This is a genomic window from Kitasatospora nipponensis (assembly GCF_039528135.1).
Taxonomy (GTDB): domain Bacteria; phylum Actinomycetota; class Actinomycetes; order Streptomycetales; family Streptomycetaceae; genus Kitasatospora; species Kitasatospora nipponensis.
This window is the reverse complement of record NZ_BAAALF010000226.1, coordinates 1-11,911: the sequence shown is the minus strand read 5'-3', so window position 1 is coordinate 11,911 and position 11,911 is coordinate 1. Positions and strand designations below refer to the sequence as shown.

The following is an 11,911-nucleotide window of genomic DNA, read 5'->3' as shown; positions in this document are numbered from 1 at the left end:
GCGCGGTGAGCCGTTGATCACCGACGCCCGGGAGGCCGCCGACCGGGCCACCGCCTCCTCCACCTCCGCTGCCTCCGCCTCCGCCTCCGCCACCGGCCCGACGATCGAGGCGACCGCGTCGAACCAGTCGTCCACGCTCCCGTCGCCCGCCTCGGCCGCCGGGGTGTCCGGCAGGGTGCCCGCCGGCCCCTCGTAGACCCGGGTCCACCACTCGTCCGCCGGCTGCTGCTGTGCGGGCGCGCCCTGGTTGGTCATCTGCCGGCTCCTCGTCGGTGGGGTGCGTGCGTACCGTCACTCGGTGGGGAAGGGGTCGCCCGCCGGTCGGTCGGGTCGGCTGGTAAGGAGCGGTCCACCTCGTCATTCTCTCCACGCCCGGGGCCGCTGTCCGGGGTTTGCGCAGGATGGCGCGGACTGGCCCCCCGGGGCCCGTTGGGCGGAGAACCGCACGCCAGTCCGTTGATTAATCCCAAAATGAGGACAGAGGAGGGGGACCGCTTCCCCCGTTCGGCTGATTAATATGTGCGCATGACCGCGCCAGGACCTGTCCGACCCACCCCGGGGAGCACCGCAGCCGCGGACCGCCCCTCGGGCGTGTCGTTGGTCCTTCCGTTGGTCGGTCTCCTGGTGGCCCTGCTGGTGGCCCTGCCGTGCGCGGGGTCGGCCCGCGCCGCCACTCCCGCGGCCACGCCCACCGCGACCCCGCACGCCCACGCGACAGCGCGGGCGAGCGCGCAGGCGCCCGCCTCCGCCGTCCCGGCCAAGGCCGGCGCGGCCGCGAAGGCCGCCGCCGACGGCCTGCTCGCCGACTCGCTGACCTGGTGCTCGTCCGCCTCGTCCGACTCCCGCCCGGGCAGCGGCTGTTCCAGCCACCACTTCACCGGCCAGGACGCCCAGCTCCCCAACGCCCCGCCGCAGCCGGCCCCGGCCGCGCTGCCGTTGCTGGCGGCCCCCGCCGGCGGCGGGCCGGGGCCGGCGGGGGGGGGGGGGGGGGGGGTGGCGGCGGCCCCCGCCCGCCGGCCCACCGGCGCCGCCGGTCGGTGACGCGCCCTGGGCGACGCCCGCCCCCGATCTCCACCTGCTCCAGGTCAACCGGACCTGAGCGGAACCCCCGCGAGCCCCGTCCGGGTCGCTCGCGGTCTCCTCTCCCCCGCACCACCTCATTCCGCCGTGCGCAGACCGCCGGCGGGGACAAGGAAGATTTCCGTGGGTTCCGCCTCGAAGACCAACAAGAACGCCGACAACGGCAAGCAGGGCGAGCCGCTCGTCACCAACCGCCCGGCGAAGGCCAAGGGCGGCGGCAAGCAGGCGACCAACGACCGCCGCGAGCGGATCGCCCAACTGCGGGCCGAGGAGCAGCGTCGCGAGCGCCGGATGAAGATCATCGCGTTCTCGGTGGCCGGCGTGCTGGTCGCGGGCACCATCGGCGCCGGCGTCTACATCATCACGAACGCCAACGCCAAGCACGACAAGCAGGTGGCCGCGGCCAAGGCGCCCATCGACGGCGTGCAGACCTGGGACAACCTCACCCGCAACCACGTGACCACGCCCGTCACGTACCCGATGACCCCGCCGGTCGGCGGTGACCACAACCCGGTCTGGCTGACCTGCATGGGCAACGTCTACGACAAGCCGGTGCAGAACGAGAACGCGGTGCACTCGCTGGAGCACGGCGCGGTCTGGGTCACCTACAACGACAAGGCCACCGCGGACGACATCAAGACGCTGTCCGACAAGGTCAAGGCCACCCCGTACACGATGATGAGCCCCTTCCCGACCGAGAAGGGCACCGTGACGCTCTCCGCCTGGGGCACCCAGCTGGTGGTCGACAGCGCGAAGGACCCGCGGGTGGAGAAGTTCTTCACCAAGTACGTCCAGGGCCCGCAGACCCAGGAGCCGGGCGCGTCCTGCAGCTCGGGCGCGATGCAGTGACGGCCGCCCGCAAGGACCTCGACCCGCAGGACGCCGAGCAGGAGGCCATCCGGGAGGCGGCGCCCCGGCGACGCCGCACGCTCTGGTGGCCGGCCGCGCTCGCCGCGGCGGTCGCGCTCTGCCTGGGCGTGCCGGCCCTGCTGGCGAGCGGCTCGACGGCCGCCGGGACGGTGGCGGCCGCGCCGGCCGGTGACTCGCCCGAGGCCGGGTTCGCCCGGGACATGGCGACGCACCACCAGCAGGCCATCGACCTGTCCTTCACCGTCCGGGACCGCACCGACAACGCCGAGGTCCGCACCCTGGCCTTCGACATCATCAACACCCAGGCGAACCAGCGGGGCATGATGATGGGCTGGCTGGACCAGTGGGGGCTCACCCAGAGCTCCCCGGCCAAGCCGATGGCCTGGATGCAGATGGCGCCCTACCAGGCGCACGACGGCTCGCTGATGCCCGGCATGGCGACCAACGCGCAGATGGACCAGTTGCGCACGCTCAGCGGCAAGGACGCCGAGGTCTTCTACCTGCAACTGATGCTGCAGCACCACAAGGGCGGCGTCGAGATGGCGCAGGGGTACGTCGACCTGGCGCAGAACCCGGCGGAGAAGCGGCTGGCGCAGTCCATGGTGGTCGGCCAGACCTCCGAGATCCAGCTGATCACCGGCATGCTCGCGGAGCGCGGGGCGCAGCCCCTCGACCTCCCGCTGAACTGACCGGTCGGGCCCGTGGGGGCCCTGGCACGGCGGCCGTGGACGGCCGCTGCGCCAGGGCCCCCACGGCTGTGCCGGGGCGGGACGCCGGGCCGCTGGCGCTACGCTGTCGCCCATGCCGCCGCACCCCCAGCCCCCGTCCCCGACCGCGTTGACCGGTCAGGCGGCCACTGCGCCCGAGTCCGAGACGCCCGCGACGACGGCCTCGGCGGCCCCAGCGGCGACGCCGTCGGCCGTACCGCAGGGCGCCCGCGCCATCGAGGAGGCCCAGCGGCTGACCGACGTGGTCACCCGGCTGCGGCGGGCCCTGCGCAGCAGCATCCGCACCGACTACCCGTGGGAGTCGCTGCCGATGGCCCAGGTCGAGCTGCTCCAGACGCTGGCGGCGGCCCCGCTGCGGGTCGGCGAGCTGGCGGCCCGCCAGCGGCTGGCCCCGAACACCGTCAGCGGGCTGGTCGGCAAGCTGCTGGAGGCGGGGTTCGTCGACCGGCAGCCCGATCCCGGCGACCGCCGCACGGCCCGGATCGCGCTGACCGCCGCCGGGTACCGGCAGTTGGCGGACTGGCAGCACGCCCACGAGTGCCGGATCGCCGGCGCCCTGGGCACCCTCGACGGCCCCGACTACGACGCGGTGATGGCCGCGCTGCCCGCCCTGGACCGCCTCGCCCGATCGCTGGCCGGCGGCCCGGGTGAGGGCCCGGTCGGCGCCCCGGGCGCGCCGCCGACCCCCTGACGGCCGTCCACGACTCCTCGGCCCCGGGGGTTACGCCGACGCCCAGAGCTGGTGCACGGCGTACGAGCGCCAGGGTGCCCAGGCCGCCGAGATCCGCGCGGCCGCCTTCGGGTCGCCGGGCAGGCCCAGCCGCTGCAGGCCGTGCCGCACACCGGCGTCGCCCGGCAGGAAGACGTCCGGATCCGCCAGCGCGCGCATCCGCAGGTAGCCGACCGTCCACGGGCCGATGCCGCGCAGTGCCAGCAGCTGCTCGGCGGCGCGTTCGCGCTCCACGCCGGGGTCCAGGCGCACCGTGCCGTCCGCGAGCGCCGCGCAGAGGCCGCGCAGGGCCTGCTGGCGGGCCACCGGCATCGCCAGGTCGCCCGACTCGGCCTCGGCCAGCGCCCCCGCGCTCGGGAAGAGCACGGTCAGGCCGCCGCTCGGCTCGGGCAGCGGCTGGCCGGAGCGGGCGGCCAGCCGGCCGGCCAGCGTGCGGGCGGCCGCCACGGTGACCTGCTGGCCGAGCACCGCGCGCACGGCCAGCTCGTGCGGGTCGACGTGGCCCGGCGAGCGCAGGCCGGGGCGGCCGGCCACCGCCGGGCCGACCAGCGGGCCGGCGCCGAGCTGTTCGGCCACCGCCTGCGGGTCGGCGTCCAGGTCGAGCAGGGCGCGCAGCCGGTGCACGGCGGTGGTCAGGTCGCGCAGGTCGGCCAGCCGCAGCCGGCAGTCCAGCCAGCCCCGGTCGGGGCGCGCCGCGGTGCCCAGCGAGTCGACCTCGGCGATCGCGTAGCCGTGCGGCAGGGCCAGGGTGCGCCGGTAGGTGCGCACGCCGCGGGGGCCCGGGACCACCTCCTCCACGCCCGGGACGGCGCGCAGTGCGAGGAAGTCCAGCAGGTGCTCGGTGTCGATGGGGCCGCGGTACGCCAGCCGCAGGCTCAACGCCCCCGGCACGGCGGGGGCCGCGGCCGCCCGGCCACGCCCACCCGCACCGCGCTCACCCGCGCCGCCGGCCTCGGCCCGCAGGCCGCTGGGCGTACGGTCGTACACCTCGCGCACGGTGTCGTTGAACTGTCGCACCGAGGCGAAGCCGGCCGCGAACGCCACCTCGGTCACCGGCAGCTCGGTGGTCTGCAGCAACAGCCGTGCCGCCTGGGCGCGTTGGGCCCGGGCGAGGGCGATCGGGCCGGCCCCGAGCTCGGCGGTCAGCTGTCGCTGGAGCTGGCGCGAGCTGTAGCCGAGCCGGTCGGCCAGCCCGGCCACCCCCTCCCGGTCCACCACCCCGTCGCCGATCAGCCGCATCGCCCGGCCGACCAGGTCGGCCCGGTGGTTCCACTCCGGGGAGCCCGGCACGGAGTCCGGCCGGCAGCGCCGGCAGGCCCGGAAGCCGGCCCCCTGGGCGGCCGCGGCCGTCGGGTAGAAGGTGCAGTTGACGCGTTTGGGGGTGACGGCCGGGCAGCTCGGGCGGCAGTAGATCCCGGTGCTCTTCACCGCAGTGAAGAACACCCCGTCGAAGCGGGCGTCACGGCTGTCCACGGCGCGGTAGCGGGTCTCGTCATCGATCACGCCGTCCAGTCTGCGCCCGCGGCGGCCGCGCTACTCGCGGAAATCAGACATCACCGTAGTGGGCCAGGTACCTGCGCAGCGTGGGTCCGAGCGCGGCCGGGCCGGCACCGTGCAGGGCGTGCCAGATCCGGTTCTCGGCCCAGAACCGGTAGGCGAACTCCTCGAAGCTGGGCGCGCACCACAGGATCGAGTCCAGCTGCTGCGCGCGGTCCGCAAGGTCGACCCCGGTCTCCTCGCCGGCCTCCCGCGCCTCGTACTCGTAGGCGTAGTCGAGGTAGGAGCAGATCACGAACGCCTCGCCGCCGGGGCGCAGGTAGAGGTACCAGAGCAGGCAGTCCTGCTGGTCGCGCAGGAAGCGGACCAGTCGGGCGCCCTCCTCGACCGGGCTGGGCAGCGGCAGTGAGACGTCTGTCCAGCAGGCGGTCACCGAGACCTCGTCCAGCACCAGCCGGACCTCCTCGGCGCTGCGCTGGAAGGCGGCGAAGTCCCGGGGCAGCGTCAGTCCCAGCTCGGCCAGCCCCCGCTCCAGCGCGGCGATCGGCTCCTCCTGGCCCGGGTCGGGCTCGCCGAGGTCGCCCAGCCACCCGAAGTCGCCGGTGAACGGGGCCGGCTCCAGCGGCGGCAGGCTGTCGTACGCGTACAGCTGGTAGGTGCCGCGGCTGGGGCGGTACATCCCGAGGTCGCTGGCGAACCAGCCCGCCGTGAAGCCGCCGACCGACTCCAGCCGCCCGTCCGTCTCTTCCACCGACACCGAATCCCCTTGCCCACGCGTGGTCACGGCCCCAGGGGCCACCCGTCCGGTCCTCACCGGCCGACCACCACCCTGCCTGCCGGCACTGACAACGCGCACCGGCGGGCAGGGGGGTGGGCAGGGGACGGACGCCAGGGACCCGGCGGACCGTCAGTTCCGCGGCGCGCGGCTGCCGCTCCAGGGACGGATGTTGCCCCGGGCCGACTTGCTCACCGCCTTCCACGCCCGCACCCGCTCGGCGGCGAGCCGGGCGTCGGCGCGCGAGGCGATCCACTCGTTCTCGCGCTGGAGCTTGCGGTAGCTGTCCATCCGGCGCTCGGGCAGCGTGCCGTCCGCGAGCGCCGCCAGGACCGCGCAGCCGGGCTCCGCCTGGTGCGTGCAGTCGTGGAAGCGGCACTGTTCGGCGAGCTCGGCGATCTCGGAGAAGGCCTGGTCGAGGCCCTCGCCGCCGTAGAGGCCCACGCCACGCAGGCCGGGGGTGTCGATCAGCACGCCGCCCTGGGGCAGCGGGATCATCTCGCGGGTGGTGGTGGTGTGCCGGCCCTTCTCGTCACTGTCCCGGGTCCCCTGGACCACCATGACGTCGGTGCCGGCCAGCGCGTTGGTGAGGGTGGACTTGCCGGCGCCGGACTGGCCGACCAGCGCGCTGGTGGCGCCCAGGCACGCGCGCAGGACGTCCAGGCCCTCGCCGGTCTCGGCGCTGACCACCAGGACGGTGACGCCCGGCGCGACCCGCTCGACGTCCTCGCGGACGAACTCGGCGTCGTCCACCAGGTCGCCCTTGGTGAGCACGACCAGCGGCTGGGCGCCGCTCTCCCAGGCGAGCGCGACGAAGCGCTCGACCCGGCCGAGGTCGGGATCGACCGCCAGCGAGACGGCGATCAGGACGGTGTCGACGTTGGCCGCCAGCACCTGGCCGTCCGAGCGCTTGCCGGCGCCCTTGCGGATGATCGCGGTGGCGCGCGGGAGCAGGGCGCGCACGGTGGCCACCGGGGCCTCGGCGCCGGTGGGTTCCAGGGCGACCCAGTCCCCGGTGCACGGGTTCTCGACGGTCTCGGCGCTGCCGACCGGACGGGTGTCGGCGCGCACGGTGCGCAGCCGGCCGGTCAGCGGGTCGGCGACGACGACGTCGGCCTGGCCGCGGTCGACCCGGGCGAGGCGACCGGGCACCAGCCCGGCCTCGGCGAGCGGTGCGAAGAGCTCGTCGAGCTCGGCCGTCCAGCCGTACGACGACAGGCCCGCGGAAGGCGGCGTGCCGAGGACCTCGGACGACGGGGAGGAAGGGGAGGAGACGGAGGAAACGGATGCGTTGAGCAACGCGGTGATGCCCTTCGGGAGGTGACGCGGGTTCCCGGGGGCTGAGCGAACGTCAGCCGGCGGCCGGGAGGAGGGGGGAGGTACCGGTGCTGCGCGGGGCAGCCATGAGCGCGATGACAGCCATGGGGCCCACCTCCTGCTTCTTCTCCCGGACCGTGGTCAGCACGGCCCTGAACGTCTCTGTGCGCTGGCAGCCTAGAACAGCCCTCCCCGCCGGCGCATCCGAATTTCCGGGAGGGATCCCGCTACGGCCGGTGCCCGTCCCAGGGCGGTCGCGGCGGGTGGTTGGGCAGCGCCGAGTCCACCGGCCCCAGCTCGCCCGGGAACCGCCCGTCCGAGGCCCACGGCCCGGCCGGCCGCTCCGGCTCGGCCTCCCCGCCCTGGCCGCCGCCCACCGGCACACCGGTCCGCACCTCGTGCGGTCCGCCGTGGTGCACGATCGGCCGCTCCAGGGGCCGGTCGCTGTCCGGCGGCGGCGGGGGCGTGCGGCGCCGCCGGCGCGCCCCGGCGAAGCGGCCGCGCACGTCGGTGGGGGCCAGCATGTCGGCCCACCGCTCGGGGTACTCCGAGGGCACCTCGTCGTCGCCCTCCTCGCCCTCCTCCTCGAAGCCCTCGGCCAGGCCCAGCACCCGCGCCCGCGCGGCCCGCTCGGCCGCCCGCCGGGCACCGACCTCGCGCACCAGCGCGGCGGCCGCGTGCTCGCTGACCCGCTCGTTCTCGGCGCGCGCGTCGGCGGTCTCCACGCTGGGCCAACGACGGTCTATGGCGGCGTTCATGGCGGCGCCGATCAGCACCGCGAGCGCCACCACGAAGATCCACAGCAGCACCGCGACCGGCGCGGCCAGCGAGCCGTAGACGGTGGGCCCCTCCACCGAGTGCACCAGGTAGAGGCGCAGCAGCAGGCTGCAGATCACCAGCACGCCCAGCGCCACCAGGGCGCCGGGGATGTCCTCGCGCCAGGGCGTGCTGGCCGGCACCGCCAGGTGGTAGAGGGTGGTGAGGAAGACCACCAGCAGCAGGATCGCCACCGGCCAGTAGAGCGCACTGACCACGCCGGCGATGTTGGGCACCGCCGCCACCACCAGGCCGGGCCCGGCGACCAGCAGCGGCAGCACCAGCGAGCCGATCACCAGCGCGCCCAGGTAGAGCGCCAGCGACATCGAGCGGGTCTTGACGATGCCGCGCTTGCCGTCCAGGCCGTACATGACGGTGATGGTGTCGATGAAGATGTAGAGCGCCCGGGAGCCGGACCAGAGCGAGAGCAGGAAGCCGATCGAGATCAGGTCCGGGCGCCCGTTGGCGAAGACGCTGTCCAGCAGCGGGGTGACGATCTGCTGGATCGAGGACGGCGAGAGGACGGTGCCGGCCGCCGACAGGATGTCCTGCTGGAGCTTCTGGATGGTGCCGGCGCCCAGCAGGTCGTCGAGGTAGCCGAGGGTGCCGGCCAGGCAGAGCAGCAGCGGCGGGATCGACAGCAGGGTGAAGAACGCCGCCTCCGCCGCCAGCCCGGTGACCCGGTACTCCACGCAGGTGTTGGTGGTGTCCTTGAGGAGCGCCCAGACCGTCGTACGCCAGCTCGGTCGCCGGGCCGCCCGCCGGGCGCCCTTCCCCCGTCGCCGCGACGGCCGCTCCGCGTCCGCTCTGCTGCTCTCACCTGGTGGTTGCACACCACTACGGTATCGGGCGGGCCCGCTCGCCCGACCGTGGCGGGCGGGGTCCGACCGCCGCAGGCTGGGCACCCGTGACGGCATCTCGCCAGGCGGTACAAACGAGTCCATATTCTGGACGTTAGTGGACCGCACCTCGCTCGGCGTGCGAATCTCTTGCCATGCCTAGCGCCGGAACCACCCTGGTAGGTCGACTCCACGTCGATCTCCTTCGCGTGTCCAGCGCCATCTGTCCGGTGATCTGAGCCCACCCGCCGCCACCACCGCACCGGCGCCACCGATACGCCATCCCCGCCGCGAGCGGATGAGCGGGCGCCCCTCGGTCGAGGTCACCGTGTTTCCCACCTGTCGAAGAACCGCAGGTCGGAGCAGGTCCGAGCCCGGGGAAGGCGCCAACTCCCCCACCAGAGCCACCTGCCCGAAGGACATTCACATGGCCACCACTCCCGACCCGGTCGAGCCCCGGCCCGCCGACGCCACGGTGCGTCGCGCCGCCGCCGCCCGCAAGGTGACCCGCCACCGCGGTGAGGGCCAGTGGGGGATGGGGCACTTCACCCCGCTCAACGCCAATGAGCAGTTCAAGAAGGACGACGACGGTCTCAACGTGCGGACACGCATTGAGACGATCTACGCGCACCGGGGCTTCGACTCGATCGACCCCTCGGACCTGCGCGGCCGGATGCGCTGGTGGGGTCTGTACACCCAGCGCAAGGAGGGCATCGACGGCGGCAAGACGGCGATCCTGGACCCGCACGAGCTCGACGCCGAGTTCTTCATGCTGCGGGTGCGGATCGACGGCGGCCGCCTCACGGTGGCCCAGCTGCAGGCGATCGCCGAGGTCTCCCAGCAGTACGCCCGCGGCACCGCGGACCTGACCGACCGCCAGAACATCCAGTACCACTGGATCCGGATCGAGGACATGCCCGCGATCTGGCAGAAGCTGGAGGCCGTGGGCCTGTCCACCACCGAGGCCTGCGGCGACACCCCGCGCGTCATCCTCGGCTCGCCGGTGGCCGGCATCGCCGAGGACGAGATCATCGACGGCACCCCGGCGATCGAGGAGATCCAGCGCCGTTTCATCGGCAACCCGGACTTCTCCAACCTGCCGCGCAAGTTCAAGTCGGCGATCTCCGGCTCGCCGCAGCTGGACGTGGCGCACGAGATCAACGACGTCGCCTTCGTCGGCGTGAACCACCCCGAGCACGGGCCCGGTTTCGACCTGTGGGTCGGCGGGGGCCTGTCCACCAACCCCAAGCTGGGTGTGCGGCTGGGTGCCTGGGTCCCGCTGGAGGAGGTCGCGGACGTCTACGGCGGCGTGATCGGCATCTTCCGCGACTACGGCTACCGCCGGCTGCGCAACCGCGCCCGTCTGAAGTTCCTGGTCGCCGACTGGGGCGTGGCCAAGTTCCGCCAGGTGCTGCAGGACGAGTACCTCAAGTACGAGCTCCTCGACGGCCCCGCGCCCGAGCAGCCCACCGGTGTCTGGCGTGACCACGTCGGCGTGCACCGGCAGAAGGACGGCACCTTCTACGTCGGCTTCGCCCCGCGGGTGGGCCGGGTGGACGGCGCGCTGCTCGGCAAGGTCGCCGCGCTCGCCGCCGAGCACGGCTCGGACCGGCTGCGCACCACCGCCGAGCAGAAGATGCTCGTGCTGGACGTGCCCGAGGAGCAGGTCCCCTCGCTGGTGGCCGGCCTGGAGGCGCTGGACCTGCGGGTCACGCCGTCCCCGTTCCGGCGCGGCACGATGGCCTGCACCGGCATCGAGTACTGCAAGCTCGCCATCGTCGAGACCAAGGAGCGCGGGCGCACCCTGATCGACGAGCTGGAGGCGCGGCTGCCCGACTTCGCCGAGCCGCTGACCATCAACATCAACGGCTGCCCGAACGCCTGCGCCCGTATCCAGGTGGCGGACATCGGTCTCAAGGGGCAGCTGGTCACCGACGAGAACGGCGAGCAGGTCGAGGGCTACCAGGTGCACCTGGGCGGCGCGTTGGGCCTGGAGGCCGGGTTCGGCCGCAAGGTCCGCGGGCTCAAGGTCACCAAGGACGGCCTGCCGGACTACGTCGAGCGCGTGCTCACCCGCTTCCAGGCCGACCGCCACGAGGGCGAGCGCTTCGCCCAGTGGACGGCCCGCGCCGGCGAGGAGCAGTTGTCGTGAGTGAGCGAGCGGCGCCCTTCTACTGCCCGTACTGCGGGGACGAGGACCTGCGCCCGTCGGAGACCGGCGGGCACGGCGCCTGGGAGTGCGCGTCCTGCCGCCGGGCCTTCCAGGTGAAGTTCCTGGGTCTGTTGTCGTCGTCGTCGAACGGGGGAGCCACCGATGAGCAGCACCGCGACTGATCCCAACCGGCTGACCGATCCGGCCGATCCGGCCCGCCTGGAGGCGCTGGCCACCGCGGCCGGCCGCGACCTGGAGGAGGCCTCCGCGCAGGAGGTGCTGCGCTGGGCCGCGGAGACCTTCGGCCGGCGGTTCTGCGTCACCTCCTCGATGGAGGACGCGGTCGTCGCCCACCTGGCCTCCACCGCCCTGCCCGGGGTGGACGTGGTCTTCCTGGACACCGGCTACCACTTCCCGGAGACCATCGGCACCCGGGACGCGGTCGCCGCGACCATGCCACTCAACGTGATCACCCTGACCCCGCGGCAGAGCGTGGCCGAGCAGGACGCCGAGTACGGGCCCGCCCTGCACGACCGCGACCCGGACCTGTGCTGCTCGCTGCGCAAGGTCGAGCCGCTGCAGCGCGGCCTGGCGGGCTACGACGCCTGGGCGACCGGGCTGCGCCGCGACGAGTCGCCGAGCCGGGCGAACACCCCGGTGGTGGCCTGGGACGCCAAGCGCCGCAAGGTCAAGATCGCCCCGATCGCCCGCTGGACCCAGGCCGACGTGGACGCCTACGTCAACGCCCACGGGGTGCTGCTCAACCCGCTGCTCTGGGAGGGCTACACCTCGGTCGGCTGCTCGCCGCTCTCCTGCACCCGCAAGCCGGGCGAGGGCGAGGAGGGCCGCGCCGGGCGCTGGGCCGACTCGGGCAAGACCGAGTGCGGCATCCACCTCTGAGTCGCCCCCGAACCGCACCCACGCACACCGCACCACCGCACACCGCACGGCCGCACCACCGCACGGCCGCGCCACCCGACCACCCTTCACCGTCTCCAGGAGCGTACGAAGTGACCACCACAGCCACCGACCCGGCAGCCGGGGGAGCCGCAGAGGCGGCCTCCGTGGCCGGTCCCTGCGAGCGCGGCGCCACGGTGTGGCTGACCG

General features: G+C 74.2%; 13 protein-coding genes. 8 read left to right on the top strand and 5 right to left on the bottom strand.

Going from position 1 to position 11,911, the window contains the following annotated elements:
• Window positions 1-255 (bottom strand): hypothetical protein (locus ABD323_RS35810; RefSeq protein ID WP_344446268.1); only part of this gene is annotated, 255 nt, incomplete at its 3' end.
• A 336-nt stretch (window positions 256-591) separates the two neighbouring features.
• Between ABD323_RS35810 and ABD323_RS35805 the strand changes: the two genes are divergently transcribed.
• The 4 genes from ABD323_RS35805 to ABD323_RS35790 all read left to right on the top strand — a co-directional run bounded on the left by ABD323_RS35805 (window position 592) and on the right by ABD323_RS35790 (window position 3,369).
• Window positions 592-1,041, top strand: coding sequence for a hypothetical protein (locus tag ABD323_RS35805; protein ID WP_344446267.1), 450 nt, complete (start codon window positions 592-594; stop codon window positions 1,039-1,041).
• A gap of 162 nt (window positions 1,042-1,203) precedes the next feature.
• Entirely contained in the window at window positions 1,204-1,929 is a 726-nt protein-coding gene (locus tag ABD323_RS35800; protein ID WP_344446266.1) for a thioredoxin-like domain-containing protein, read from the top strand.
• Between the two features lie 47 nt (window positions 1,930-1,976).
• On the top strand, window positions 1,977-2,639 hold the full coding sequence (locus ABD323_RS35795) for a DUF305 domain-containing protein (RefSeq protein WP_425556276.1): 663 nt from the start codon (window positions 1,977-1,979) through the stop codon (window positions 2,637-2,639).
• Window positions 2,640-2,751: 112 nt separating this feature from the next.
• Window positions 2,752-3,369, top strand: a complete 618-nt coding sequence (locus tag ABD323_RS35790; RefSeq protein WP_344446265.1) for a MarR family winged helix-turn-helix transcriptional regulator — start codon at window positions 2,752-2,754, stop codon at window positions 3,367-3,369.
• Window positions 3,370-3,399: 30 nt separating this feature from the next.
• Here ABD323_RS35790 and ABD323_RS35785 read toward each other — a convergent pair whose 3' ends face one another.
• The 4 genes from ABD323_RS35785 to ABD323_RS35770 form a co-directional block, all read right to left on the bottom strand.
• The gene (locus tag ABD323_RS35785) at window positions 3,400-4,911 is read right to left on the bottom strand and encodes an AlkA N-terminal domain-containing protein (protein ID WP_344446264.1); all 1,512 of its coding nucleotides are present in this window, start codon (window positions 4,909-4,911) and stop codon (window positions 3,400-3,402) included.
• Window positions 4,912-4,954: 43 nt separating this feature from the next.
• Window positions 4,955-5,662: a hypothetical protein gene (locus tag ABD323_RS35780; protein WP_344446263.1), complete on the bottom strand. Its 708-nt coding sequence runs from the start codon at window positions 5,660-5,662 to the stop codon at window positions 4,955-4,957.
• 150 nt (window positions 5,663-5,812) lie between these two features.
• A complete protein-coding gene (gene rsgA / locus ABD323_RS35775) occupies window positions 5,813-6,979 on the bottom strand; it encodes a ribosome small subunit-dependent GTPase A (RefSeq protein ID WP_425556275.1) in 1,167 nt (388 codons plus the stop codon).
• A gap of 245 nt (window positions 6,980-7,224) precedes the next feature.
• The gene (locus ABD323_RS35770; RefSeq protein ID WP_344446262.1) at window positions 7,225-8,646 is read right to left on the bottom strand and encodes a YihY/virulence factor BrkB family protein; all 1,422 of its coding nucleotides are present in this window, start codon (window positions 8,644-8,646) and stop codon (window positions 7,225-7,227) included.
• A 161-nt stretch (window positions 8,647-8,807) separates the two neighbouring features.
• Between ABD323_RS35770 and ABD323_RS35765 the strand changes: the two genes are divergently transcribed.
• From ABD323_RS35765 to ABD323_RS35750, 4 genes are all read left to right on the top strand, one after another.
• Window positions 8,808-8,891 (top strand): putative leader peptide, encoded by an 84-nt coding sequence (locus ABD323_RS35765; protein ID WP_329492070.1) that lies wholly within the window; start codon window positions 8,808-8,810, stop codon window positions 8,889-8,891.
• A 188-nt stretch (window positions 8,892-9,079) separates the two neighbouring features.
• Complete coding sequence (locus ABD323_RS35760; protein WP_344446261.1) at window positions 9,080-10,804, top strand: nitrite/sulfite reductase; 1,725 nt, start codon at window positions 9,080-9,082, stop codon at window positions 10,802-10,804.
• Complete coding sequence (locus ABD323_RS35755; protein WP_344446260.1) at window positions 10,801-10,986, top strand: hypothetical protein; 186 nt, start codon at window positions 10,801-10,803, stop codon at window positions 10,984-10,986. Before ABD323_RS35760 ends, ABD323_RS35755 begins: the two co-directional genes overlap by 4 nt.
• Complete coding sequence (locus ABD323_RS35750) at window positions 10,967-11,704, top strand: phosphoadenylyl-sulfate reductase (RefSeq protein WP_344446259.1); 738 nt, start codon at window positions 10,967-10,969, stop codon at window positions 11,702-11,704. The genes ABD323_RS35755 and ABD323_RS35750 overlap by 20 nt, the downstream gene beginning before the upstream one ends.
• Window positions 11,705-11,911: the final 207 nt, after the last annotated feature.

Bases quoted from the DNA above. Each gene is read 5' to 3' on its own strand.
- ABD323_RS35760 (WP_344446261.1), top strand. From the start codon at position 9,080: ATGGCCACCACTCCCGACCCGGTCGAGCCCCGGCCCGCCGACGCCACG.
- ABD323_RS35750 (WP_344446259.1), top strand. From the start codon at position 10,967: ATGAGCAGCACCGCGACTGATCCCAACCGGCTGACCGATCCGGCCGAT.
- ABD323_RS35790 (WP_344446265.1), top strand. From the start codon at position 2,752: ATGCCGCCGCACCCCCAGCCCCCGTCCCCGACCGCGTTGACCGGTCAG.
- ABD323_RS35765 (WP_329492070.1), top strand. From the start codon at position 8,808: ATGCCTAGCGCCGGAACCACCCTGGTAGGTCGACTCCACGTCGATCTC.